This is a genomic window from Microbacterium resistens, assembly GCF_031456305.1.
GTDB classification, from domain to species: Bacteria; Actinomycetota; Actinomycetes; order Actinomycetales; family Microbacteriaceae; genus Microbacterium; species Microbacterium resistens_A.
Map to the genome: position 1 here is coordinate 21,673 of NZ_JAVDUM010000017.1, position 24,146 is coordinate 45,818.

Annotated in this window: 37 protein-coding genes; all 37 read left to right on the forward strand. The window is 68.1% G+C overall.

Going from position 1 to position 24,146, the window contains the following annotated elements; genetic code table 11:
• Nucleotides 1-82 precede the first annotated feature (82 nt).
• The 37 genes from J2Y69_RS16575 (at nt 83) to J2Y69_RS16755 (ending at nt 24,130) form a co-directional block, all read left to right on the forward strand.
• Nucleotides 83-226 carry a hypothetical protein gene (locus J2Y69_RS16575; protein WP_310022823.1) on the forward strand — a complete coding sequence of 48 codons (144 nt, stop codon included), beginning with the start codon at nt 83-85 and terminating at the stop codon, nt 224-226.
• 12 nt (nt 227-238) lie between these two features.
• A complete protein-coding gene (locus tag J2Y69_RS16580) occupies nt 239-2,929 on the forward strand; it encodes a hypothetical protein (RefSeq protein WP_310022826.1) in 2,691 nt (896 codons plus the stop codon).
• 4 nt (nt 2,930-2,933) lie between these two features.
• Complete coding sequence (locus J2Y69_RS16585; protein ID WP_310022827.1) at nt 2,934-3,671, forward strand: hypothetical protein; 738 nt, start codon at nt 2,934-2,936, stop codon at nt 3,669-3,671.
• 20 nt (nt 3,672-3,691) lie between these two features.
• Nucleotides 3,692-4,759 carry a hypothetical protein gene (locus tag J2Y69_RS16590; RefSeq protein ID WP_310022829.1) on the forward strand — a complete coding sequence of 356 codons (1,068 nt, stop codon included), beginning with the start codon at nt 3,692-3,694 and terminating at the stop codon, nt 4,757-4,759.
• A complete protein-coding gene (locus tag J2Y69_RS16595) occupies nt 4,749-5,327 on the forward strand; it encodes a hypothetical protein (RefSeq protein WP_310022830.1) in 579 nt (192 codons plus the stop codon). The genes J2Y69_RS16590 and J2Y69_RS16595 overlap by 11 nt, the downstream gene beginning before the upstream one ends.
• 9 nt (nt 5,328-5,336) lie before the next feature.
• Nucleotides 5,337-5,687 carry a hypothetical protein gene (locus J2Y69_RS16600; protein ID WP_310022832.1) on the forward strand — a complete coding sequence of 117 codons (351 nt, stop codon included), beginning with the start codon at nt 5,337-5,339 and terminating at the stop codon, nt 5,685-5,687.
• Between the two features lie 113 nt (nt 5,688-5,800).
• A complete protein-coding gene (locus J2Y69_RS16605) occupies nt 5,801-7,543 on the forward strand; it encodes an SGNH/GDSL hydrolase family protein (RefSeq protein WP_310022834.1) in 1,743 nt (580 codons plus the stop codon).
• Between the two features lie 17 nt (nt 7,544-7,560).
• Nucleotides 7,561-8,004, forward strand: coding sequence for a hypothetical protein (locus J2Y69_RS16610; protein WP_310022836.1), 444 nt, complete (start codon nt 7,561-7,563; stop codon nt 8,002-8,004).
• Nucleotides 8,001-8,699, forward strand: a complete 699-nt coding sequence (locus tag J2Y69_RS16615) for a M15 family metallopeptidase domain-containing protein (protein ID WP_310022838.1) — start codon at nt 8,001-8,003, stop codon at nt 8,697-8,699. Before J2Y69_RS16610 ends, J2Y69_RS16615 begins: the two co-directional genes overlap by 4 nt.
• 13 nt (nt 8,700-8,712) lie before the next feature.
• A complete protein-coding gene (locus tag J2Y69_RS16620; protein ID WP_310022840.1) occupies nt 8,713-8,964 on the forward strand; it encodes a hypothetical protein in 252 nt (83 codons plus the stop codon).
• Nucleotides 8,965-8,973: 9 nt separating this feature from the next.
• A complete protein-coding gene (locus J2Y69_RS16625) occupies nt 8,974-9,249 on the forward strand; it encodes a holin (protein WP_310022842.1) in 276 nt (91 codons plus the stop codon).
• A gap of 105 nt (nt 9,250-9,354) precedes the next feature.
• Nucleotides 9,355-10,173, forward strand: coding sequence for a nucleoside/nucleotide kinase family protein (locus tag J2Y69_RS16630; protein WP_310022844.1), 819 nt, complete (start codon nt 9,355-9,357; stop codon nt 10,171-10,173).
• Nucleotides 10,174-10,262: 89 nt separating this feature from the next.
• Nucleotides 10,263-10,847, forward strand: a complete 585-nt coding sequence (locus J2Y69_RS16635) for a hypothetical protein (RefSeq protein ID WP_310022846.1) — start codon at nt 10,263-10,265, stop codon at nt 10,845-10,847.
• Between the two features lie 194 nt (nt 10,848-11,041).
• Nucleotides 11,042-11,878 carry a hypothetical protein gene (locus J2Y69_RS16640; RefSeq protein ID WP_310022848.1) on the forward strand — a complete coding sequence of 279 codons (837 nt, stop codon included), beginning with the start codon at nt 11,042-11,044 and terminating at the stop codon, nt 11,876-11,878.
• Nucleotides 11,875-12,282, forward strand: a complete 408-nt coding sequence (locus J2Y69_RS16645) for a hypothetical protein (RefSeq protein WP_310022850.1) — start codon at nt 11,875-11,877, stop codon at nt 12,280-12,282. The genes J2Y69_RS16640 and J2Y69_RS16645 overlap by 4 nt, the downstream gene beginning before the upstream one ends.
• Nucleotides 12,279-12,464 (forward strand): hypothetical protein, encoded by a 186-nt coding sequence (locus tag J2Y69_RS16650; protein ID WP_310022852.1) that lies wholly within the window; start codon nt 12,279-12,281, stop codon nt 12,462-12,464. Before J2Y69_RS16645 ends, J2Y69_RS16650 begins: the two co-directional genes overlap by 4 nt.
• On the forward strand, nt 12,461-12,859 hold the full coding sequence (locus J2Y69_RS16655; RefSeq protein ID WP_310022853.1) for a DUF4406 domain-containing protein: 399 nt from the start codon (nt 12,461-12,463) through the stop codon (nt 12,857-12,859). The genes J2Y69_RS16650 and J2Y69_RS16655 overlap by 4 nt, the downstream gene beginning before the upstream one ends.
• A complete protein-coding gene (locus tag J2Y69_RS16660; RefSeq protein ID WP_310022855.1) occupies nt 12,856-13,164 on the forward strand; it encodes a hypothetical protein in 309 nt (102 codons plus the stop codon). The genes J2Y69_RS16655 and J2Y69_RS16660 overlap by 4 nt, the downstream gene beginning before the upstream one ends.
• Nucleotides 13,161-13,454, forward strand: coding sequence for a hypothetical protein (locus tag J2Y69_RS16665; RefSeq protein WP_310022857.1), 294 nt, complete (start codon nt 13,161-13,163; stop codon nt 13,452-13,454). The genes J2Y69_RS16660 and J2Y69_RS16665 overlap by 4 nt, the downstream gene beginning before the upstream one ends.
• Nucleotides 13,451-13,840, forward strand: coding sequence for a hypothetical protein (locus J2Y69_RS16670; protein ID WP_310022858.1), 390 nt, complete (start codon nt 13,451-13,453; stop codon nt 13,838-13,840). Before J2Y69_RS16665 ends, J2Y69_RS16670 begins: the two co-directional genes overlap by 4 nt.
• 198 nt (nt 13,841-14,038) lie before the next feature.
• Nucleotides 14,039-14,356: a hypothetical protein gene (locus J2Y69_RS16675; protein ID WP_310022860.1), complete on the forward strand. Its 318-nt coding sequence runs from the start codon at nt 14,039-14,041 to the stop codon at nt 14,354-14,356.
• On the forward strand, nt 14,353-14,592 hold the full coding sequence (locus J2Y69_RS16680) for a hypothetical protein (RefSeq protein WP_310022861.1): 240 nt from the start codon (nt 14,353-14,355) through the stop codon (nt 14,590-14,592). Before J2Y69_RS16675 ends, J2Y69_RS16680 begins: the two co-directional genes overlap by 4 nt.
• A complete protein-coding gene (locus tag J2Y69_RS16685) occupies nt 14,589-14,816 on the forward strand; it encodes a hypothetical protein (protein ID WP_310022863.1) in 228 nt (75 codons plus the stop codon). Before J2Y69_RS16680 ends, J2Y69_RS16685 begins: the two co-directional genes overlap by 4 nt.
• A complete protein-coding gene (locus J2Y69_RS16690) occupies nt 14,813-15,043 on the forward strand; it encodes a hypothetical protein (RefSeq protein WP_310022865.1) in 231 nt (76 codons plus the stop codon). Before J2Y69_RS16685 ends, J2Y69_RS16690 begins: the two co-directional genes overlap by 4 nt.
• Nucleotides 15,044-15,054: 11 nt before the next feature.
• Nucleotides 15,055-15,459, forward strand: coding sequence for a hypothetical protein (locus tag J2Y69_RS16695; RefSeq protein WP_310022867.1), 405 nt, complete (start codon nt 15,055-15,057; stop codon nt 15,457-15,459).
• Nucleotides 15,456-15,701: a hypothetical protein gene (locus J2Y69_RS16700; protein ID WP_310022869.1), complete on the forward strand. Its 246-nt coding sequence runs from the start codon at nt 15,456-15,458 to the stop codon at nt 15,699-15,701. Before J2Y69_RS16695 ends, J2Y69_RS16700 begins: the two co-directional genes overlap by 4 nt.
• Nucleotides 15,698-16,339, forward strand: coding sequence for a hypothetical protein (locus J2Y69_RS16705; RefSeq protein ID WP_310022870.1), 642 nt, complete (start codon nt 15,698-15,700; stop codon nt 16,337-16,339). The genes J2Y69_RS16700 and J2Y69_RS16705 overlap by 4 nt, the downstream gene beginning before the upstream one ends.
• Nucleotides 16,336-16,677 carry a hypothetical protein gene (locus tag J2Y69_RS16710; protein WP_310022872.1) on the forward strand — a complete coding sequence of 114 codons (342 nt, stop codon included), beginning with the start codon at nt 16,336-16,338 and terminating at the stop codon, nt 16,675-16,677. The genes J2Y69_RS16705 and J2Y69_RS16710 overlap by 4 nt, the downstream gene beginning before the upstream one ends.
• Nucleotides 16,674-16,877 (forward strand): hypothetical protein, encoded by a 204-nt coding sequence (locus J2Y69_RS16715; protein WP_310022874.1) that lies wholly within the window; start codon nt 16,674-16,676, stop codon nt 16,875-16,877. The genes J2Y69_RS16710 and J2Y69_RS16715 overlap by 4 nt, the downstream gene beginning before the upstream one ends.
• A gap of 283 nt (nt 16,878-17,160) precedes the next feature.
• A complete protein-coding gene (locus tag J2Y69_RS16720; RefSeq protein ID WP_310022876.1) occupies nt 17,161-17,886 on the forward strand; it encodes a recombination directionality factor in 726 nt (241 codons plus the stop codon).
• Nucleotides 17,883-18,098, forward strand: coding sequence for a hypothetical protein (locus tag J2Y69_RS16725; protein WP_310022877.1), 216 nt, complete (start codon nt 17,883-17,885; stop codon nt 18,096-18,098). Before J2Y69_RS16720 ends, J2Y69_RS16725 begins: the two co-directional genes overlap by 4 nt.
• A 75-nt stretch (nt 18,099-18,173) precedes the next feature.
• A complete protein-coding gene (locus J2Y69_RS16730; RefSeq protein WP_310022879.1) occupies nt 18,174-18,476 on the forward strand; it encodes a glutaredoxin family protein in 303 nt (100 codons plus the stop codon).
• Nucleotides 18,473-18,754, forward strand: a complete 282-nt coding sequence (locus J2Y69_RS16735) for a hypothetical protein (RefSeq protein WP_310022881.1) — start codon at nt 18,473-18,475, stop codon at nt 18,752-18,754. Before J2Y69_RS16730 ends, J2Y69_RS16735 begins: the two co-directional genes overlap by 4 nt.
• Complete coding sequence (locus tag J2Y69_RS16740; protein ID WP_310022882.1) at nt 18,747-19,097, forward strand: hypothetical protein; 351 nt, start codon at nt 18,747-18,749, stop codon at nt 19,095-19,097. The genes J2Y69_RS16735 and J2Y69_RS16740 overlap by 8 nt, the downstream gene beginning before the upstream one ends.
• A 156-nt stretch (nt 19,098-19,253) precedes the next feature.
• Complete coding sequence (locus J2Y69_RS16745; RefSeq protein ID WP_310022884.1) at nt 19,254-21,758, forward strand: phage/plasmid primase, P4 family; 2,505 nt, start codon at nt 19,254-19,256, stop codon at nt 21,756-21,758.
• Nucleotides 21,759-21,853: 95 nt separating this feature from the next.
• A complete protein-coding gene (locus J2Y69_RS16750; protein ID WP_310022886.1) occupies nt 21,854-22,255 on the forward strand; it encodes a hypothetical protein in 402 nt (133 codons plus the stop codon).
• Nucleotides 22,256-22,264: 9 nt separating this feature from the next.
• On the forward strand, nt 22,265-24,130 hold the full coding sequence (locus tag J2Y69_RS16755) for a DNA polymerase (RefSeq protein WP_310022887.1): 1,866 nt from the start codon (nt 22,265-22,267) through the stop codon (nt 24,128-24,130).
• Nucleotides 24,131-24,146: the final 16 nt, after the last annotated feature.

The following is a 24,146-nucleotide window of genomic DNA, read 5'->3' on the forward strand; positions in this document are numbered from 1 at the left end:
CCTCTCGGTCCTGGTCGATCAGCTCCCAGCCGAGGCGGCCCTGCACCGCGCTGGCCTCCCCAAGAGCGCCTTCGGCTACGGCGTGGACTCCTTCCTCCTCATGGACCTCTTCCACGCCTTCACCGGCAAGCCCCACCCGCACCGTCCCAAGGCCGAGACCCGCGCCGAGCGCTACGCCAAGCTCCGCGCACGTCTAGAGGCCCAGAAGGAGCGCCTGAACCAATAGGAGACCCGACCCATGGCCGAGAACGTCGGTTACGCCACCCTCAACATCATCCCCTCCGCAAAGGGGTTCGGGAAGGCCCTCTACGGCGAAATCAACCCCGCCATGGATGCCTCCGGCGCAGCGGGTGGGACCAAGCTGGGCAACGCTCTCAAGAAGGCAGCTGGTCCCCTCTTCGCTCTCGCTGGGACCACCGCTATGGGCGCGTTCATCACCAGCGCCGTCTCCAAGGCCGGTGACCTGGAGCAATCCGTCGGGGCTATCGAGTCTGTCTTCAAGGGCAGCTCCGCCCAGATGCTCCAGTGGTCCGAGGACGCTGCACTCTCCACGGGTCTGTCTGAGAACGAGTTCAACGAGTTGGGGACCCTCATCGGCTCCCAGCTCAAGAACGCCGGGACTGCCATGGAGGACCTGGCACCTAAGACCAAGGACCTAATCACCCTGGGCGCTGACATGGCGTCCATGTTCGGTGGCACGTCCAGGGAGGCCGTCGAGGCTCTCTCCTCCGCCCTCAAGGGCGAGCGCGACCCTATCGAGCGCTACGGCGTCTCGCTGACCCAGGCCGCCATCGACGCCAAGGCGGCCGAGATGGGCTTCGAGAAGGTGGGCAACACCCTCTCCCGAGAGGCGAACGCCGCCGCCACGCTCGCGCTCATCATGGATCAGACCGCGGACGCTCACGGAAATTTCGCCAAGGAGGCCGACACCTACCAGGGCATCCTCCAGCGCCTCCGCGCGAGCTGGGAGAACATCAGTACGACCATCGGCCAGGCCTTCCTCCCGCTCGCCTCCATGGCCGCTTCTCTCCTCCTGGAGATGATGCCGACCGTGCAGGGCCTCGCCGAGACCTTCCGCATCTGGGGCCACGAGGCGTCCACAGCCTTCACTGTCGCGGGCGGCGGACTACCTGGCCTACAGGCCGCTTTCGGCTCGCTCCTGGGCAACGTGCTCGGCCTGGGCGGTGGCTTCGGCGAGCTTGTCGGCAAGGTCATGGACGTAGTCGCTCAGCTCTCCCCGCTGGGTCTGGTCTTCGAGGCGCTCCTGCCTGTCCTCCCGCAGCTTGTGGCCGCGCTCCTGCCGCTCGCCGCCGCGTTGGGCCAGGCTCTCGCTGCCGCGCTCCCTGCCATCATCCCTCTGGTCAACCTCCTGGCCTCCGCGCTGGCCGCCATCATCCCGCACGTCACCAACTTCGCGACTGGAGCCATCGAGGTCATCACGGCCATCGTGGACTGGGGCGTAGCTAACGCTGACTGGCTCAGCGCCATCGGCATCGCCGCGGGCGTCATCGGTGGCGTCGTCGTCGCCGTCAAGGCCTTCCGCGCCGCGCAGCTCCTCCTGACCGCCGCCACCTATGGCAGCCAGGGGGCCATGCTCCTGGCCGGGAACAGCGCCAAGATTTTCGGCGTGGCCGTCAAGGCCGTGGGCGCAGCGCAGAAGATCGCCACGGCGGTCCAGTGGGCGTTCAATGCCGCCCTGGCCGCCAACCCCATCGGCCTCATCGTCACGGCCATCGCGGCCCTGGTCGCCGGTCTCGTGTGGTTCTTCACTCAGACGGACCTTGGGCGCGAAATCTGGGAAGGCTTCATGACCTTCCTCTCCGAGGCGTGGACCAACATCGTCAACTTCGCCACGACGGTCTGGGGTGCGCTGGCCTCCTTCTTCACGGACCTCTGGACGACCGTCTCCGGCATCTTCACCGCCGCCTGGGAGGGCATCGTCTCCTTCCTGACCCCGGTCTTCGAGTTCATCGGCGCCCTTATCCAGACCTACATCGACGTCTGGGTGAACATCTTCCTGGTCCTCGCTGCTGTCCTCAAGGTCGTCTGGGACGGCATCGTGGCAGTCGTAACGACGGTCTGGAACGCCATCGTGGCCTTCGTCACGCCCATCGTGGAGGGCATCGCTAGCTTCATCGGCGGAACCATCGAGAACATCCGCGCCGCCTGGACGCTCATCTGGACCGCCATCCAGACCGCGTTCGAGAGCGTATGGAGCGCCATCGTGGCCTTCCTGTCTCCTGTCATCAACGGCATCCGGGACACGATCAACGGCGTAGTCAACGGCATCCGGGCCGTCTGGGAGAACGTCTGGGGCGGCATCAGCTCCTTCTTCTCCGCCATCTGGAACAACATCGTGTCTGGCGTCACCGCCAAAGTCCAGGAGGTCGCTGGCGTCGTCGGCGGCATCAAGGACATGGTCATGGGTGCCATCTCCGGCATCGGCAACTGGCTCTTGTCCGCAGGCGGCGACCTCATCCGCGGCCTCTGGAACGGCATCAGCGACATGGGCGGCTGGATCATGGACCAGATCGGCGGCTTCCTAGACGGCATCGTCGGCTGGGCCAAGGACGTCCTGGGCATCCACTCCCCCTCGCGCGTCTTCGCCGAAATCGGCGAGTACGTCGGCATGGGCCTCTCCGACGGCATCGACTCGATGACCGATACCGTCGCGACCTCCGCCAAGGGCCTGGCTCAGGCGGCCATCGACGCCGTCGATGACCTCCCGCCCATGGCCATGGACGCCCACGTCAATGGCTCCGCCTCCGTCTCGCGCGCCATCCCAGAAGGCGGCATGACGGGGTCCGTGTCCCGTCTGGCGGACGAGTTCGCAAACGGCACGGGCTACGACGGCCCCCCGATCACCATCAACAGCAACGACCCCGACCTTGTCGGCGCAGTCGTCGCTGACAAGCTCCGCAGGAGGTAACCCCATGCGCGTAACGATCCAAGGCCGCGCTCTGTCTGACGGGCGAGGCTTCCGCCTTTCCCGCCGCGACGAGTGGTGGCTGGCGGACGAGGGCCTGGACGGCTGGTACGAGCCGCCCACGCCGCGCGCCGAGTCCGAGCCCGTTCCCGACGGACACGGCGGCTACTGGCCGGGGCGTTTCCTCCTCAGTGCTCGCACTCTCACCATCCGCGGCCTCCACGCATCGGGCACTTCCTCGCTCGCCCGCGTGGAGGCCGACGACTGGCTGGCGTCGCTGGACGGCGAGCTGTCCATAACCGTCGAGGATGAGCACGGCGTCCGCGAGGTAACCGGCTTCATGTCGGCAGCCCCGAGCATCTACCAGGCCGACTCCCGCACCGTCGCCTTCACCCTCTTCATCACCGCCCCGGACCCCATCAAGTACGGGGCCGTGGCAGCGTTCGGCAGCGACTACGTCGATAACGCGGGCCGCACCGCCGTGCTCCCCTGGCGCATCACCGCGACGGGGCCTGTATCCCACCTCCTGGTCACCCTGGGAGGACATCGCATCCGCTGGGTTGGCACGACGTCCGGTCTAACCATCGACACGCGCACCGGCACGGCGACGACCTCCACGGGGGCCGACGTGACTACCGGACTAGTAGAGGACGACATCCCCTTACTCGCCCCCGGCCTGACCCCCATGGCCATCAGCTCCGACGCCTCGAGTGTCCGTGTGGAGGTACGTCCAGGATGGCGCTAAGAGTCCTCGCCTTTGACACCGTGACAGGTGATCGCATCGTCCGGGTCCCGGGAGATTTCACCTACGAACTCCCGTACAACGACGACTACGGTTCGATCAGGCTCTCCTCTCCCTGGACCCGCGAGGCCATCCGCCTCAAGGTCTGGCAGCGCACGCACGCGGCGCGGACCATCTTGGCGGTCATCGACGGCAACCGCGTCATCTGTGCTGGGCCGATCACAGACCGATCGCTCAGCACCGACGGCTACACCCTCAACGCCGCCGCGTCCATCTGGCGCGCATTGGAGGACCGTCTGGTGCTCAATCCTGCCCTCGCCACCTCCTTCGCGGACGGCGAGGTCCTGATTGACGAGGACAACCCCGCACCGCAGTGGTACTCGCAGACCACCGGCTCCTATAGAGACATCGCCGCCGACCTCGTGGCACTCGCCCAGACATGGGGGCCTCTCCCCATCACGCTCCCCGAGCGCGAGGGCGGCGTACACGTCCGCACGTACAACGGCTGGGAGTTGCACACCGTCGCCTCGCGGCTGGCCCTCCTGACCAACGTCATCACCGCCCCCGAACTTCGCTTCGTTCCCTCGCTCCGACCTGACGGCGGCATCACGTTCACCCTGGAGGGTGCCCCTGAGCTCATCGCCAGGGTCCACCGATGGGACACAACGCTGCCCCGCCAGGGCGTCGCGTTTACACGTATCACCGAGGACTCCGCGCTCCTGGCCTCCGATGTCTGGGCCTTCGGTGGCGGCTCTGAGGACATCGTCCTAGCGGCGCGCTCAACGACCCCCGCACTCACAGAACTGGGTTGGCCGGTCATGCAGATGGCGCTCACCAATCAGTCCTCCATCTCCAACCTCCCCGCCCTCAAGGCGCACACCGACGAGCGCGCAGCTCGCGGCACGACCACCCCTGAGGTCTACGAGTTCCGCGTCCAGCGCGCCCACGCACCTCAGCCAGGCGACTGGGCCAACATCCGCCTACGCCACCCGGCCTACGGCATGCAAGAAGTCCCGCTAAAGGTCCTCTTCGTTTCCGGCAACTCCGGCGACTGGCTCACTGTGAAAGGACGCCCCCGCAATGGGCTATGACCCCGCAGATACCGACCCCTACATCATCGTCCGCCGCCAGATGGAGGCCGATACCGCCGCTGCCCGTGAAGCTGCCGTGCCCGGAGGTACTGCCTCGTTCCAGGTTGTCCGCAAGCTCCGCGGCCAGGTCGAAGAACTCCGCAACATCCTCATCCGCATGCCCTTCACCGATGGCCGCCAGGTCGATGAGGCCGGATGGACCGCCACCACTCCGGCGTGGGTGACCGTCGCGGAGGCGACCATCCCCCGCCCGGGTGACAAGACCCGCGCCGTCGTGTCGGCCTCGGCATCGGTCACCGCGCTCGCCCCAACTACCGAGTGGGGAGCCGCGGCCTTCGACGTGCGTCTAGTCGTCAACGGCGTGAGTTCCGCAGAAATGCCAGGCACCGTCGAGGCCCCAGGCGTCCAGTACCAACGTTGCTCGGCATACCCGTCCTTCGTCCGAGAGATTGCGGGCCTCGGTGGCTCTGTGACCGTCCTACTCCAGGTCCGGGGCTTCACGTACGACGCCTTCCCCGCTCAGAACCGTGCCTCGCTCTCGGTGACCTCCGGCTTCTCCACCGTCTGAAAGGCACTCATGTCTGTACTCTCCCCGGGCCTTGCCCTTGGCGACGTCATCCTCATCCGAGGCGTCACCAACGAGTGGGCCGTCCTCTGGGAACACTCCACCGACGGCATCACCTTCGCGCCGAAGAACCTCAGCGGTTGGACCGCAACCCTCGTTCTCCGGTCGCCTCTTGGTGAGACCTGGCTGTCCGTTCCGGCCTTCCCCTCAGTGAACGGCACGACCGTCGCCCGAGCTACACCCGCACACCTAGCGGCCCCCGAGTGGGCCGCCCGGTCGGGAGGTTCCTGGGCACTCACTCTTACCGACCCCACCGGGCGCGTCGAGCGTCTCGGCCAGGGCTACTTCCATTTGGAGGCCTAATGCAGGTACTCGACCGTAAGACCATCGGCATCCCCGGCCCCGCCGCGGATGCTTCCCCTGAGCTACTCGCCGCAGCCGAGGCACGCGCAGCGCGGGTAGTCGAGAGTCTCGACTTGCCCGGTCAGACGGTCGCCACCGTCGCGACCGCGATGACCCAGGCCGACATCCCCGGCAAGGTCGCCACCGCTGTCACCGCCCAGGACATCCCTGGCCAGGTCGCCGCCGCGGTCGTCCCCGGCGTGGCCGCCGCGCTGGCCGCGGACGCCGAGCTTGGCGCTACCGTCGCCGCACTAGCCGACGGGGCCGTAGACGTGGCACTGGCCGACGCCCGAGTAGTCACGGGCGGTGCCGTCGCCGGAGTGTCCGCAGACATCGCCTGGGGAGACCCCACCGACAAGATCCCCGCAAACGACAAAATCCCCGCAGACGACCGTTTCCCCGCCGCAACAGGCGGGACGATCACCACCAAGACGTTCCCTGTGCTGGACGGTGACGGACGTATCTCCGAAGCCGTACTCCCCGACTCCGTACCGACGCTCACGGACGGCCTCCTCGCTGAGGACCTCTTCCCCGACTCGGTCCCCATCCTGGACAACGGGAAGCTCCCGGCGAGCATGTTCACGCCGTCCGATGACCGACCGGCTTGGGCGTCTACGAAGGGCGCGTGGGATAGTGCGCTCTCCCTGTACAACGCTGGCCCCGCAAACCTCCTCCGCACCCGCGCCGCCCGAGCGGCAGCCGCAGCCGGAGACGGTGAGTGGGACATCGCGATCCTCGGCGACTCGATCCACCAGACCGGAGGTACCCCCGGCGGCAGGGCCTTCGTACCCTACTCGATCCCCACCCGCCTCGCACGCCTCCTGCGAGAGTCCGGCTTCCGTGACGGCGGGGACGGCACCGTCACCCCGTGGGACAACCTCACCACCAGCGGCTCCGCCTGGCAGGACCAGCGGCAGAAGTTCGTACCCGGGACCGGGACCATCGAACTCGTCGCCAGCGGCGTCGCAGGCAAGGGCGCACGGCGACTCACCGGAGACGCCTACTGGCAGGTCACCGTCACCAACGCTGACCGCTTCCTGATCCGCGGATCGGTCGCGGCGTCCCGCTCCACCATCGTCATCGACCCGGACACGTCCGCGACCTCGCTGACCTGGGCCGCGTCCACCGACGACACCGGGGCGGACATCCCCTGCCTCCCGGACCAGCCCGCAGGCATGCGGGTCGGCCTCATCGAGGGGCTCACACCGGGACCGCACACCATCCGGATCAGCGGCAACGCGGAGGGCCTCGTCGTCTTCGGTGTCGATGCCCGCGTCGGCAACCCCCGCCCCGTGAACAACGGCAACCCGACCCTCACGACCGGAGTCCGAGTCCACTCACTCGCCCGCGTCGGCGTGACGCTGGCCGGGATCGCGTCCACCGGCCTCGCCCTCAACGGTGCCGTGCGCATGGTGCGAGCCCACACGCTCCTCATCGCAGCCGGGGTCAACGACTGGCAGGGCGGTGGGCGCTCCTCCTACCGAGACGCTCTCCGGAGCATCCTTGACGCCCAACTCCCCATCGGCGATGCAGTGATCGTGCTGACCCCCCACCCGAACATCGACCCGGCCGACCCGGATCACCCCGCCTACCCGCTGTCGCCCGCGGCACCGGGTGGCAGCTATCCCCTCGCCGAGCAGATGCATGACGCATACGGGATCGCGGACGAGTACAACGTGCCCGTCCTGGACCTCGCGGCGCTGTTCGTGGACTTCGCCCACTCGCGCGCCATGTACCCGACAGGCGATGGCATCCACCCCAATGACACGGGTCGCGAGCTGATCGCCCGCGCCGAGTCACGCACCCTCCTCTTCTGAACGTAAGGAAAACACATATGGCTCTGCCCACCGACTACGTCGCCAGCGACCCACGCTCGCTGTCCGCAGCCGTCAACGCGGCCAACGCGGGCATCAACACTGCCATCGAGGGCACCGGCTGGCGCGACCTCACCGGCTCCCTCATCAACGGATGGACCGCCGCCGTCTTCAAGCTCCGGAAGTCGGGGTCCCAGGTGGATGTCGTCGTCCAGGACCTCTCCGGCGTTGCCGCGACGAACGATACCATCATCAACCTCGGCAGCGCTTTCGGCGTGGATATCCCCAGCGGGCCCTTCTTCCCGATCATGACCTTCATCGGCAACGCTGTCGCCGCCGCGCCCCTTCGGGTCACCTCCACCGGGCAGCTTTCGTCCACCGGGAGGGTCGCCAGCCTCCGCGCCGTCACCTCCTGGCCCGTCAACACCGTCAAGCCGACTTCCCTCCCCGGAGTCGCCGCATGAGCTACGCAAACGGTGAAATCCCCCTCGGCGCGTTGATCCGCGTGCCTGGACAGGAGGAAGCCGACGCCTGGCTGTCCGCCGCCACCTGTGCCCGCTGGCTCGCACTAAAGCGCCACGTCTACAACACCTGGGGCGTCATCATCTGGATCGTCCCCGGATGGAACGCCTACCGCCCCCTCCCGAACCAGGAGTACGCAAAGGCCCAGGCGTGCGCGGAGGGGCGCTGCCAGGACGCCGCCGACCCTGGCACGTCCTCCCACGGCGGCAGGTACATCCAAGAGGGCAGCCCCCGCAACGGCCAGGCGGCCCTCGCAATCGACGTCGGCGGGTACGAGGCCCTGGACCGCGGCGACTGGTACGCCGCGTGCCGAGCCTTCGGTTTCGAGCCAGGCTTCTTCGACTGGGAGCCCTGGCACATCATCGACTGGGACCCCCAGATCGGCACCCCCGGCCCCGCCGACCCCACCCCTAACCCCACGAGTCCTGAGGAGGACGAAATGACCGCAACCTACATCAACGTGCTCGGTGCCGCAGGCAAGCGCAGGGGCGGCACCTACGCCATCATGCGCTCCAACCCGCCCCAGAGCCAGCTCTTCGCCCGCTTCGTGAGCGAGTCGATGACCCCCGGCGTGCCGACAATTGACACCGACCGGGCGCAGGCCGAGTGGGACGGCACGCTCCCCGGCCTCGCCTGACCCGGAGCGCCCTATGACGACAACCGGCCCTACCCCGGCGTCCACCGTCATCACCCTCCGGGAGGTCTACGACGTGGTCATGGAGGTCCGCGACTCCGTCGCCGTCGTCCCCGCCCAGGGCGAGACCCTCAAGGACCACGAGGCGCGCCTTCGCATCCAGGAGGCCCGCAAGACGGTCAGCCCCCGCGACCTGTGGACCGGCATCGCCACCGCAGCCGCCGCGGGGGCGGCTCTCGCCTCCATCTTCCGTGCCATCTTCCCGTAAGGAACGCCAATGACCAACCACATCACGCGGGCGCAGCTTCGCGAGACCAACCAGCGCCCCCTCTTCACGGCCCGCTTCTGGGCTGACATCGCCGAGCGCGTCATTACCTCCGCGGCGGGCGGTGCACTCGCCGTCGTGACGCTGGACGGCTTCAACCTCATCGCAGGTGATACGCCCATGGCCATCGCCATCGGCGCGGGCACCGCCGCGCTCATTTCCCTTTTCAAGGGCGTGGCCGCAGCGGGCGGCGGCACAGGCTCCGCCTCCCTCGTCCCGAGCGTGTAAACGTACTGACCCCCTACCCCCAGGTAGGGGGCCTTTCGGCGTTTCCGGGCACCTCAGTACCTACAGGCGCACTCCTCGCTGACGTCCACCGAGAGGAGCGCCGCCATGGCGACCGACACCTACCCCATCGACCACCCCACCACCCCAGGCCGCTACGAGGCCGAGAGCTTCCCACTCAGCAGCAGGTATGACCCCTACGAGGTCACCGAGGACGGCAACCTGCACGAGGTCAACAGCGGCACGCTGAACCCGGTTGAGGACTTCGAGCGCTTCCACTTCGAGCGGAAATACGGCCCCTTCCGGCGCATCGACGCCGACGGCAACCCGCTGCCCATCACGCCCCACGTCATCGGCCTTGTGGGCAAGAAGCGCACGGGCAAGGACACGACCGCCCGCGCGCTCGCCGAACACGGCTACACCCCCGCAGCCTTCGCCGATCCGCTCCGCGACATGGCCCTGGCCATCGACCCCGTTGTGGGTGCTGATCGGCGCGGGGACTTCATCCGCTACTCCGACGCGCTCGCCACCTACGGCTACGAGGAGGCCAAGGAGCGCTTCCCCGAGTTCCGCCGCTTCCTCCAGCGCCTCGGAACCGAGGGCGTCCGCGAGGTCCTGGGAGCCAAGTACGGCCTCCGCGACCTCATCGGCGACGACCTCTGGATTGTCCTCGCCGAGCAGCGTATCCAGGCCGCCGACATCCCCCTGGTTTTCACGGATGTCCGCTTCCCCAACGAGGCCGCGCTGATCGAGCGCTATGGCGACACCGTCCGCATCGTCCGCCCGTCCCTCCCGGCGTCCACCGACGAACACCCGAGCGAGACCGCCCTGGACAACTACGACACGCGCGAGACGCTCGTGAACGACTCGACCCCCGAGGGCCTGGCCGCTACCGTAGACGCCCTGCTTTCCCGTCTCAAAGGCTGATCACCTGGAACCCCTCAGTCACTCAGACTGGGGGGTTTCCTTGCGTATAGCGCCTTACGCAAGGAGGCCCCGTGCGGTACGGTGACGGCATGTCTACTTCGTTATCCCCCTCTGTGGAGGTCCTCCTACAGCGCGCGGCCGAGGGCTTGCGCGCATACATGGCCACCGACGGCCCCGCCCGCACTCTCGCAGCCAAGGCCGCCGCCGAGGCGCTGGTGGAGGCGCGGCCCCTCTTCCAGGCCCGGGATGGCTCCCCTGACCTCTTAGGCCGCTCCTCGGCGTATCGCGCCTTTGTCACCCAAGCTCAGGACGAGGCGGGGGTGCCGCGCGACGACCGCGCCAGCGTCCAGGCTGCCATCCGCTATCACGTCTCCCCGCTCCTCCGCGAGCGGTACGCCGAGGAGGTGGAGGCGTTGGGCCTCTCTGCTGGATCGTCCGTTGAACGGGGACGACGCCGAAAGGAACGCGACTCGCGCGTAGTCACCCTCTTCGCTGGCGGCTCCGAGCTATCCGACGCCGCTGACCTTTCCCTAGTCGCCAACCTGGCACGCCTAGGTGTCTCGCGGGTCGCCGGATGGCCGACAGGGACGTCCGAGCACCAGCGAAAGCGCATCCGGGAGGAGTTCGAGAACCTCGCCGCGGCCGTCGCCGGGGCACTGGACCGCCTCTCCTGACGAACTGACGTACAAACCGTCATATCTCTAACCAGCTTCTAGGTTCTCTCTCCTCAAGGCTGGATAGGGATATGACGGTTTTTGCGTCATATCGCCACCCCCTCCGCCCCCTCTCGCCCCTACTGGGCACTCCCCTGCCATCAGGCCCACTCCTCAACGTCCCATCACCAAGACGTAAGGAGGGCCCCGGCCCCATGACGACACCCAAAGTCAAGACCCTGAGCCGCGCCGCTGGCCGGTTCTACGTGGACCCCGGGAACGGCACCAAGCATCCCGGCGTCACGTCCGTCCTCAAGAACATCAACAAGGACTACCTCCAGCACTGGGCCTCCAAGCTCGTGGCCGAGGAGGCTGTCAACAACCTGGACGAGCTGATCCCCCTCATGCGGCGAAACCCCGAGGCCGCTATCGACATGCTCAAGGGGACGCCCCGGCGCTTCACTAAGAAGTCCGCCGACGAGGGCACCGCCGCGCACGACATCTTCGAGCGCATGGCGGGCGGCGAGGACGTCAAGTCCCGCTTCCTGCCCGAGTTCCTCCGTCCCTACCGCGACCACTTCGCCGAGTTCCTCGACGTATGCCAGCCCGAGTACCTCGCCATGGAGGAGACCGTCTGGAGCGACAAGTACGGCTACGCCGGGTCCTTCGACGCCAAGGCCATCATCAACGGTCAGACCATCTGGCTGGACAACAAGACGACACGCTCCGGCGTCCACGAGGAAGTCGGACTACAACTCTCGGCCTATCGCTTCGCCGAGTACATCATGGCCCCCGACGGCACCCGCACGGACAACGACCCCGGCGACGGCGCTGCCGTCCTCCACGTCCGCCCCGAGGGCTGGCACCTCACCCCCGTCCGTGCCGACGAGACCATGTTCGAGATGTTCCTGGACCTCCGCCGCGTCTTCGAGTGGGACGACCTCAAGCGCTCCGTCGTCTCCACCCCCGTCGCCAGCGGCCCCGAGGGGGCCAAGCTCGTGCGCCGTTACCGTACCCCGAACGCCCAGACAGGAAACACCCTCCGCCCATGAACATCCGTATCGAACTCGACACCGAGCTGACCAGTGCCCGAGACGCCGCAGCGCTACGCGCCCTCGCCGACGCCATCGACCTGGCTCCTGACCCGGCTCCCGTGACACCCAAGACGCCCGACCGCACGGAAGCACCGCGACCCCGCTTCGTGGAGGTCATCGACAGCGTCGGGGACCACGGCATCCGCGACGCCTCGACGGACGAGGTCGCTGACTTCCTGGCGCGCCCCACGAGCAGCGCCCACGCCGAGCAGCGCTTCCTGCACCTCCGCGCCCAGCTCGCAGCGCTGAACGCTGGCTCGCTCGCCCCCGAGGACGTCACACTCAGCCCAACCAGCTCCACCACTATCGACTGGGTGAAGCTCGGCGACGGCTACCCGCCCTACACGGAGGCGACCGCGTGACCGCCTCCGCCGCAGTACGCGACGCCCTCACCCAGGCCCGCGACAACGCCCAGCGCACGGCTGACTCTCTCGCCCTGGATATCAACTACCACGAGCGCGAGCTGGAGCGCCTCCGAGACCGGCGCTCCCGTGCCCTCAACGACCTTATGGACCTTGAGGCCGAACTGGAGGGCGACTCATGACGGCATCCATCGGCACCTCGGACACGGACGCTGACCTCTTCACCCTCTACGTCTCCGGCCCCATGACCGGCATCAAGGACTGGAACTATCCCGCGTTCACCGACGCTGCCGCCGAGCTTCGCGCCTGGGGCTTCAACGTCATCAGCCCTCACGAGCTGGACCAGGACGCTGGAGTAGACCCCAACACCGAGTGGACCGGGGCCATGCGCCGCGAGGCCATCGCTCGCGACGTGGAGGCCGTGGCCAAGCTCGCCGACGGCGTCGCCGTATTGGACGGCTGGCCCGAGTCCTCCGGCGCACGCGCTGAGGTCGCCGTGGCTACCTCCATCTCCCTCCCCATCCAGACGATCCACGAGTGGGTCGCAGAAGCCCGAAAGGATGCAGCCGCATCATGAACACCCAGCACCCTCTCCAGCGGGCCTACCACTTCCGCCAGCCCCATGTCCTCGTCTCGCTGACCCCCGCAGACGTGGACGGCAGCCTGGAGGCCGACACCCTGGACGAGGTCCGCCAGCTCCGGCGCGGGCTGATCACCGCCTTCTCCGAGGTCTCCAAGGCCATCCGCAGCGAGAAGCGCCGCCTCCGTCGCGAGAAGCGCGAGACCAGAGACATCGCCCGGGCCGCCGCCTACGCCGAGGCCGCCCCCAACGGCGTCCCTCGCGGGGCCTCCGTCATCGACATCCCGGAGGCCCACGAGTGACCGTGGACCTCTCCCCGGGACGCCTGGGCAACGCGCAGCCGCCATACCTCACGGTCATACCCGGGCGCTCCTCGGTCCGCGACAAGCTCCACGCCACTCGCGGGCAGGCGACCGCCGCACTCGCGTATCAGATGGAGGGCTACTACCCATCCGACAAGGCACCGCGCGCCGGAGCACTGTACGGCTGGGACGGCACGACTTGGGCGCTCATCTGGTCCTGCCAGCGCGGCGACGATGTCACGGGCCGCCCGTGGAAGGCTGCCGTCCTGGAGTGGGAGGCCACCCGATGACCCCTGCTGACCTCATCTGGCTAGCCGGGCTCCTGGAGGGTGAAGGTGCCTTCGACCTCCACCGGACCCGCTACCCGCGTATCCGCCTCCAGATGACCGACCGTGACGTGGTCGCGCGAGCAGCCGACCTCATGGGCACGACTGTCCGAGCATCGCTCAAGCGGCCCCCGGCATCCACCACCTGGAACGCCGAGGTATCGGGCGAGCGAGCCGCCACCATCATGGCAGCCCTGCTCCCCTACATGGGCGCGCGCCGCTCTCGGCGCATCGGCGACACCCTCGCCGGATATGCCTACTACAAGGGCCACGACCGCCCGAGCCTCCCAGGGCCGAACGTCACGCCCATCCCCCTCCGCGAGGCCGCCCCGGCAGCCATCGCAGCCTGACCGCGACTGTGCAGGTAGGCGTCAGACCGTATCCAATGCCGGTCAACAAACAGTAACCGGGCCGTGACGAGGCTCACCCTGCACCCAAGGCCCTCTCCCGCTCTCCGCGAGCTGGAGGGGGCCTTCTGTCATTTCTGGGCAGCGCCGGGCACCTGGGCGCACTCCTCTTCGACCAACAACCAACAACGAGGAGGTCCCATGGACTACCCGCTCATCCTGCCCACCGCCCCCGGAGCATACGAGACCGAGAAGCTGGGCGACCGCGCACAGCTCAGGATCAACAACCAGGGCCAGGGCGCGACCACCGTCAAGCGCCATGGTGTCGAGTACACCCACCCCATCCTCAACCTGGCCGCCTGGGCCGCCGAGTACGGCCCGTTCCGTGCGCTGGACAGCGACACCGACCCCGAGCCGACGGACCCGGAACCGCTCGCCGAGTGGGAGCTGGAGCTTCTGAGGGGCGACGACGAGACCGAGACGGAGTCCGCCGAGACCACTGAGGAGGCCGCAGCGTGAACGCGACCACCGAGGATCGCGCGCCGATCACCACCGGCATCTACCACGACCGCGATGGCGACATCTGGGCCGTGCTCCAGGACCAGTGCGCCGTCGGCCTGGCCGACCATGCCGCAGGTCCGCCGACCTCCGGCGAGTTCGTCGCCATGGCCTTCCGCCCGGTCCCCGTGGACGCCCTCTCCGAGGATTTCGGCCCTCTCACCCCCATCCACCTCTTCCCGGAGGCTTCCGCATGAGCGACGCCAAGAGCTACTTCACCGCTGTCCTGGCCGTCCACGAGACGACGACCACCGACCAGGATGAAAAGAGCCTGGACACCTACGGGCGGACGGTCCGCACCGTGACTAAGCCGGTCAAGACCTCCCACGAAGTGGTCAAGATCCAGCTCCGGGGCAGCACGCTGGCGGAGGTCGCCGCCAAGGCGGGGAACGTCCTGGGAGCCATGGAGGGCGCTCTGTGACCCGCTCCGAGACCCAGCCAGACGACCTCGCTCCTGGCGTCTACCGCGACTTCGAGGGCGACCTGTGGGCCGTGGACCGCAACGGTATGGCCGTGGTCCTGACCGACCGCACCCAGGCCGACCTCTTCGACCAGCCACTCATCATCCCGGCCAACGAGCTTGGCGGCGGCATCCCCGCTGACGAGGCCCACGCCGCCTACAAGCTTCGCCTCCTTCTCCCCTTCTGAAAGGCCCCAGCATGACCGAACGCACCTTCTCCCCCGTCAAGCTCGCGGACGTCCGCGAGGGCGACACCATCCGCATCTCCAAGGGCGACGCCGTCGTGGTCGCACCCGTGCGCAACCACTCCCGCTACGGCCTCTACGTCGATGTCCCGGGCATGAGCGTGTCCAGCGACGCCGTCGAGCTGGCCGAGATGGCCGACGCCGACGGCATCACCCTGGAGCGCGCCGACCCGGCGCTCCCGACCGAACCGGGCTTCTACCGCGGACGCGACTGGAGCGACGGCGCCCCGGCGCTGGGCTACCACCTCAACGCACGCGGCGAGTGGCGCGTCCTCTGGTCCATGGGCGCCCCGGAGCTGCAACCCCCGATCCTCAGCGACCTCCCCCTGATCCGCCTCACCAAGGAGACCGAACGATGACGCTGCCCAAGATCAACCCGTTCCAGCGCGCCATCCTGGTCGCGCTCAACCGCCTGGACAAGCACGTCTACGCGGGCCAGGAGACTCCCACCGAGCGCGCGCAGCGCCGCCGCCAGGACCGTCTGGAGGCGGCCATGGCCATCCCCGGCAAGTCCCGGAAGGCTCGCCGCGCGGTCAAGTACGCGACCAAGTCCATCGAGCGCGCCGCCTACCGCCGCGCAGTCAAGGAGGCCGCCAAGTGAGCGCGCCCCGCTTCCGCCCTGGCACGGTCACCAACTCCATCGGCGAGACACGCCGCGCCGTGGTCGATACCGAGCACCAGCGGGCCGCCACGTTCCACGCCTATGCCTACATGGTCGCCGACATCGCCGAGACCTGGAGCGCCGATCACGACGAGGCCAAGGACTTCGAGTTCATGCCCTACGCCAGTGTCATCCTGGACGACCTCACCCCGCCACTCCCGGGCATGGTCCTGGAGCGCATCGCGAACATCGACACCAACGAGGACTACTCCGAGGACTGGCAGCGCGACGTGGTCACCGACCCGGCAGACGCCACGGTCATCACATCCAAGATCGCTGATCAGGACCCGGCGCTCCTGGGCACACCCGAGGAGCTGCACAAGGTCATCCTGGACATCGACCTCCCGGCGCAGCTCATCCCGTCCACGACCCCGGGCCACTTCCATCTCTACATCGACAAGGAGGTGCCGTGGCGTCGCCTGGAGACCCTCCTGTACGCGCTCGCTGACGCGGGCGTGATCGAGAAGGGCTACGAGGGCGCGAGCGTTGCCCGCGGCCACACCGCCGCCCGCCTCCCCTGGGTCAAGAAGGCCAGCCCCACCGCCTCCACCGATACCGAAAGCGACCCCATCCTGTGAAGCTCAAGACCCGCATCTCCGCCGCCCTCGCTGCCGTCGCCGTCTCCGCGCTCGCCCTCACTGGGTGCGGCATCCAGTACAGCGAGGACACGACCGGCTGTCTCGTGACGGACAAGTACGTCACGGTCTCCAACAAGGCCTCCCAGAAGATGATCGCCAGCTCGTGCGGCGTCTTCACCGTCGAGGATGAGCTGTCACAGGGCCAGTGGAACTCCGCCGACCTGTACGCCGCCCTGGAGGTGGGCAAGGTCTACGACTTCGAGGCCTACGGCTTCCGCAACGGCTTCCTGTCGGCGTTCCCGAACATCGCCGCCGCCATGGAGGTGACCGAGAAGTGACCCCGGACGAGTGGCTCAACAAGGCCGACTATGAGGGCGGCATCCTCTCCGGTCTGGAGTACGGCCTGACCGAGGACGATATCGACGCCGCCGCCCACCCGGAGTTCCACGCCCAGGTGGTCGCCATCCGCGCGGTCTTCGTCGTACTCCGGCGCATGATCGACCAGCTACCGGCGTCTTTCGAGGTGGACGCCGAGTGACTCCCGACGACCACTCCGCGCTCCTGGACGCCTACGAGCCGGATGACCCCAAGCTGTACGCCCTCCTGGAGGCCGCATGAGCACACCCGACCTGTAGCCCCCCTCTCCTCAGAAGGCCCCTGCCCTCGCCCTCGCCCTGGTCCGGCGAGCGGCGGGGGTCTTTTGTGTTTCCGCCTCCAATCTGCTATGGGCACCACCCGCCACCTGGGCGCACTCCTCCTTGTCACTCCGACACGCCCCCCTGACCGGGGTCTACCCAACCTGACAAGGACAGACACACCACATGGCACTCAAGATTTTCGGAACCGACCCCGAGAACCAGCCCAAGCCGCGTCAGCGCTTCTCCGATGACTTCGTGGGCCAGGTCCACTCTGGCTACTCCCTGGACGGCCAGCCCGCCTCCCTGGAGGAGTGGCGCATCACGACCGGCGACCCCGACGTGGCCGAGCGCGTCCACGAGCTGTTCGGCGGCGAGGCTCCCGAGGAGTGGGAGACCAAGTCCGAGCGCAACCTTCAGGCGTTCACCGACGCCACCGCCATCGACGTCATCGTGGAGAGTGCCAAGGCCATCCGCCAGCGGATGATCCTCTGGGGTCGCGACCGCAAGCCGGTCTACATCTCGGATGGCGAGTTCATCCTGGACGACGCCGGACACCCGACCGAGGAGCGCGACCCGGACGCGGACCTCACCTTCCAGGAGCGCAAGGACAAGAAGGCCTACGGGGCGAACCCGTCCGCCGAGCTGACCTTCCGCCTGGCTGAGGACCCGAACCTGGGCCTCTTCGTCCTCAAGTCCAACTCGTGGGGCCTGGCGCACTTCCTCGCCGCCGAGGACATCGAAAGCCAGATCGAGAACGTCGGCGGTCCGGCGCTCCTCCGACTCAAGCTCGTGCCGGTCTCCTTCAAGGCCAAGACGGGCGAGCGCAAGGGGAAGATGGTGAGCTACACCGCCACGGAGATCGAGGTCCTGGGCGCAGCACCGGTCATCGACACCGAGGTGGCAGCGTGATCCTGGCCAAGGGCATGGGCGCGGCGTTCGTTGCGATCATGGTGCTCGCGCTGGTGATGTCGCTCGTGCTGTACGTCGGCGTGCCGGTCCTGCTGGGCTTGCTGATCTTCCCGGCGCTGGGCTTCACCGGCCTGGCGCTGACGGGAGTGGTCGCCGTTGGCGTCGTCGCGTGGTGGCTCATCATCGGTCTCCTCCGCGCAGCGTTCAAGTAACCCCGACCCCATCCGCCCCTGTCCTGGCTTTTCATCGCCAGGGCGGGGGCCTTCGTCGTCTCTGAAAAGGACCCCATGCTCTACCCCCCTCTCATCACCGTTTACACCAAGCCCGAGGACGCGCGCCCCGCGTGCCAGCAGTGCAACGCCACCAAGCGCAAGCTGGACGCCCTCACCACCGACGGCGCGCTCCGCCGCTATCTCAGCGTGGACGTGACCGACCCGGCCAACGCCTCCGCCGTCGCCATGCTGGAGGCCCGCGGCGTCCGCCAGACCCCCTACGTCATCGTCACCCAGGAAGAGGGTGGCGTGGGCACGACCGAGCTGGACGCCTGGGGCGGCTTCGTCCCCGACAAGCTCGTGGAGTGGGCACGATGACCGCCGCCCCGCTCCTGATCCTAGCGACGACCATCTCCGCGGGCGTCGCCTACGCCGAGGTGCTAGGCGTGGTGAACTACCGCATCGCCACGCCGCTGAACGCCGCCAGCGTCCAGGGACTCGTCGTCCGCGCTGTCGTCGTCTCCCCGGAGGTCGCCCGCATCATCGCCCGCGAGACGGTCCAGAACTACATCAGCCCGGGCGCGCACTCTCCGGCGACGCGCGCCTTCGACACGGCGAACCGCAACGCCTCCAAGACAGGAGCGCCGCGTGGCTAACGCCGCCAAGCGCAAGGGCACCGACTATGAGTCCGCCGTGGTCAAGTACCTCCAGGAGCACGGCATCCCCGCGCGCCGCGTCGCGCAGACCGGACAGCTCGATACCGGCGACATCCACGGCATCGACCCCTTCGTAGGCCAGTGCAAGGCCTACAAGGACATCGCCTCCGCGCTCCGCGACGGCGTCGCGGGTGCCAACGTCCAGGCCCCGCGAGCTGGCCAGCCCTACGGCATCGCCTTCATCAAGCGACCCGGAAAGCCCATCGCCGACGGCTACGCGGTCATGGACCTCTCCACCTTCGCGCGGCTCCTGTCCGCGCTCCAGGTCCCGGGCGGCGTCTGACCTCACCCCCTGGCCCCCGACCTCACTCCGAGGCGGGGGCCTTCGTCGTCTCTGGGCAGCTCCGCCCCTCCGGGCGGTATCTCCCCCTGGCCCCGCCCCTGGGTACCGCCAAGCACCCAGGCCCACTCCTCAGCGACCTACCGAAAGGACCCGCTTATGCACCTCCCTGACCTCCTGGAGAAGCTCTCCGATGTAGAGGAGACGACCGACGGCTACCTGGCGACTTGCCCCGCCCACAACGACTCCCACGCCTCCCTCCGCGTCACCGTTTCCGAGGCAGGCAAGGTCCTCGTGCGTTGCCGCGCCATGTGCGACACGCCCGCTGTCATGTCCGCCATCGGCCTGACCATGCGCGACCTCGCCCGGATGACCCCTGGCGACGAGGTCCCGCGCAACGTCAAGGCCACGTCCGCCATCGCCGCCTCCCCCGCTGCCATCGCCAAGTTGGCCGTGACCCTGGACGCCTACCAGGCCACCCTCGCCACCGCCGAGGCGTTCGGCGACTCCTACGAGGGCGAGCTGAACGCCGCACGGGACGCGCTCCTCTACGCCGAGCACCGCTTCGGTATCAACGCCACCGACGCCGAGCGACTCGGCCTGGGCTTCGTGGACAACATTGGCGGCGGCCCTCGCCTGGTGGTACCTTTCCGCACGCCCGACGGCGTCGCCCGCGGCTTCCAGGCCCGCGCCCTGGAGAAGGACGCCGCCGTGCGGTGGCTGGGACCGAAAGCTCCCGAGGACGGCTCGTGGTCCCCGCTGGGCTACTTCCCCGGCGCATCCGGCTGGGATGAGGTCCTCATCTGCGAGGGTCCTGGCGACGCCCTGACCGGCGCGACTCTCGGCTACGACACCATCGGCATCGCTGGGGCAGCCCGTGTAAACAACCCGGCCATCCTGGACGAGGTCGCGAGCTGGATCGGCGACCGTGAGGCCGTCATCGCGGGCGACGGGGACCCGGCTGGCCGCCGCTTCTCCGCCACCCTCGCCGAGGGCCTCTCCAAGCGCGACATCCGCGTCCGCGTCCTCAGCATGGCCGACGGCCTGGACCTCACGGACTGGCGGCGCAATGACCCGCAGGGCTTCTCCCGCGATGTCATCCGGGCCATCACCCAAGCCAAGCCGGTCAAGTCTCGGGAAGCGGCCCTCCTCGCCTGGGACGAGAGCACCTACGCCCTCTCAGACCTGGGCGGCGCGCGCTACCTCCGCGACTACCTCAAGTCGCGCAGCTCCGGCGTGAAGTACACCTCCGAGGCTGGCTTCCTACTCCTGGAGGATGGCGTCTGGCGCATTGACGATCGGCAGTCCGTCCGCACCCACGCGCAGGCCGTCGCTGACGTCGTCAAGCGGTTGGCCCGAGAGGCCAATAGCGCCAAGGAGGCGGGCGGTACCGACGAGGAGCGCGACCGCGCCAAAGCCCGCGCCGGTCGCTTCACCCGCTACTCCCAACACGTCCAGACCTCCCGCGGCATCGACTCCATGCTTCGGGAACTCCAGGCCGTGGAGGGCGTCCCGTCGTCCATCAACGACTTCGACCAGCACCCGGACCTTCTCGCCGTCAACAACGGCGTGATCGACCTCCGCGCTGGCGAACTCCGCCCACATGACCCGGGCCTCCTTCTCTCGCGCAAGGTCTCGCTGACCTACCATGCCGAAGCCAAGGCCCCGCGCTGGGAGGCGTTCCTGGCCGAGGTGTTCCCGCGCGACCGGGCCATGCCGGACTTCATGCGCCGCCTGATCGGGTACGGCATCACCGGCCACACCACCGAACAGTGCTTCGTCATCCACCTGGGCAAGGGAGCGAACGGAAAGTCGGTCTTCACCGACACCCTCACCGAGGTCTTCCGCGAAATCACGACCACTACCCCCTTCTCCACCTTCGAGTCCAAGCCCTCCGGGGGCATCCCCAACGACTTGGCGGCCCTCAAGGGCGCACGCCTGGTCATGGCTTCCGAGGGCGAGCAGGGCAAGCGGATGGCAGAAGCCATGCTCAAGCGCGTGACGGGGCGCGACCTCATCGCCGCCCGCTTCATGCGGCAGGAGTTTTTTGAGTTCCGGCCCGCCTTCCTCCTCCAGATGGGGACCAACTTCGAGCCGCAGTTTCGCGGCCAGGACGAGGGCCTCTGGCGGCGCGTCAAGCTCGTGAACTGGGAACGGTGGTTTGCACCCCATGAGCGCGACGCCCGCCTGGGCGACAAGCTCCTGGAGGAGGCCGAGGGCATCCTGGCGTGGGCCGTCCGTGGCTCCGTCGAGTGGTACGCCAACGGCCTAGGCGACCCCGCCACCGTACGCGAGGCATCCAAGCAGTACCGCGACACCTCGGACATCCTCCAGGGCTTCCTCCCCGGCGTCTTCGAGCTGGCCGACGAGGAGCACAAGGTCAAGGGCGCTGATCTCTGGGCCGCCTTCCAATCCTGGGCCGAGGAGGAGAACCTCCGGGACCTCCAGGGCTGGAGCCGCCGCGCCTTCTACGGGGCTCTCAAGGAGCGCGGCATCCACGTCCGCAAGGAGGCCGTCGGCCAGGTCTTCGTCGGCGTCAAGCGCACGCCGCGCGTCTCAGCCCACCCCGAGCAGGCCGCCCCGGAAATCGCCCGGGCAGGAGTGGGCACCCAGGCGCACTCCTCTGCAACACCCATCACGGGCGCGGACCTCTCCGCGCTCTGACCCACTCGGCCCCGTCGCCATACCCGTAAGCCCTCCTAGAGGCCATGTGGCGGCGGGGCCATGCCCAATCACATCTCAACGTCTGGAGCATCGCAATGCCCGTTTCTCGTACCCGCGTCTGCCCACTGTGCGACTTCGAGAAGGCCACCCCCAGCGCCTTCCGCGACCCGGGCGAGACCGGCGCTGGCCGCCCGCCCAAGGTCTGCCACGAGTGCCGGACCAAGCATGTAGACCTCCAGCTTCACCAGCAGGCGAACGTTACGCGCCGCTTCGAGAACCGCGAGTACCGCCGCTCCCTCGCCGCGCGCTCATCGCTCAGCGTCCTCCTTGACCGGTGGGCCGCCCACCCTGACGACCGGAAGACCTGCCCTCCCATCGGCGGATGTGGTCGCCGCTTGCACGTCTCCAACTTCCACACCAACGCCCACCAGAAGGACGGCTTGGCACCCATCTGCCGACGGTGCGCCGCCGACGCCCGCACCCTCCGCGACTCCTGAGAGGCAGCAATGCAGACCTACCACTACACGCTCGCCGGGGAGGAGTGCATCATCCACTTCCCCGAGCGCCGGGCCGAGCTAGCCGCTTACCGGCGCTTCCTCGCCGAGGGCGACAGGGTCTTGTGCATCGACACCGAGACCTCCGGCCTGGACATCTACTCCCCCGGCTACCAGGCCCGCCTCTTCCAGATCGGCAACCGCCGCGAGGCCTGGGTCCTCCGCTGGGACCTCTTCCCCAAGGTCATCGAGGACACCCTTCGGCAGGATCGCCACTTCACCGCGCACAACGCGCCCTTCGACCTCAAGGTAATTGACCGCCACGGCGGCGTTCCTTTGGAAGTCCTCGCCCCGCGCGTCTTCGATACCCGCATCTTCGCCCACCTGATCGACCCGCGGTCGCAGCACGAGGGCGGTGCAGGCCTGTCGCTCAAGCCGCTGTCCGCGATCTACGTGGACGAGACGGCCCCCGACACCGCCGAGGGCCTCAACGCCGTCTTCCGCACGATCAAGCATCCGGTCACCGGCAAGCCCTGTACCAAGGACAACGGCTGGGCCTACATCCCCATCGACCACCCAACCTACGTCCTGTATGCCGGTCTCGACGTGCTCCTGGGCCGCCGCCTCTTCGATGAGCTGGCCGAAATCATCAAGGGGATGGGCCTCTCCGACCTGTCCACCTTCGAGCACCACTTCCAGGGCCTCATCACGACCATGGAGCGCCGGGGCGTCCTACTGGACGTGCCCTATGTCGAGAAGCTGGATGCCCGCCTGTCCGATGAGGCCGACCACTTCGGCACCGTCGCCAAGCGCTACGGCGTCGAGAACGTCAACTCGACAGTCCAGGTAGCCGAGGCCCTCGCGGCCATGGGCGAGGAGCTGACCAAGAGAACCGACGGCGGCGCGCTGGCCGTCGGCAAGGACGTGCTCATGCCCCTGGCCGACCTGGACCAGGACTGGAATCTCCGCGAGTCCCGCAAGCCCAACCCCCTGGCGGACGCCGTCCTCCGGGCCAAGCGCGCGGGCAAATGGCGCAAGAGCTACGTCGAGGCCTTCTTGAACCTCAAGGACTCCGACGACCGCCTCCACGCAGGCATCGGAACGCTCCAGGCTCGCACTGCCCGCATGAGCATCTCGCGCCCGCCGCTACAGCAGCTCCCCTCCGGTGACTGGACGATCCGGCGGGCCATGATCGCCGACCCCGGCAAGCTCATCATCGCCAGCGACTACTCCCAAGTGGAAATGCGCGTCCTGGCGGCGCTTTGCCAGGACAAGACCCTAGTAGAGGCCATCCTGTCCGGCACCGACCTGCACGACTTCACCGCCGCACGAGTCTTCGGCCCGGACTTCACCAAGAAGCAGCGCAAGATCGCCAAGTCCATCGGCTTCGGCAAGGTCTACGGCGGCGGGGCGGCCACGGTCTCGATGCAGACCGGCGTCCCAGAGGCCGACGTGAGGCCCGCCATGCTCGCCTATGACAAGACCTTCCCCGGCATCAAGCGCTACGGGGCGCGTCTCCAGTCCCGGGCCAAGTACGGCAAGCGGGAGGTGGTCACGGTCTCCGGGCGACACCTTCCGCTGGACCGCGACCGGCTCTATGCCGCGACCAACTACGTCGTCCAGTCCACGGCGCGCGACCTCCTCGCCCAAGCCATCGTGGACATCTTCGACGCGGGACTGGGAGACACCCTTCTCCTCCCCGTGCATGACGAGCTGATCGCACAGGCCGACGCTCACGAGGCTGAGGACGTCATCCGCGAAATCGGACGCCTCATGGACAGCACCTTCTACGGCATCCCGATTGTCTCCGACCCAGAGGTGTACGGGCGCTCGTGGGGCAGTGGCTACGGCGTCCCCGCCGAGCTGGACGCCGTGTAAACACACTCATCTGAAA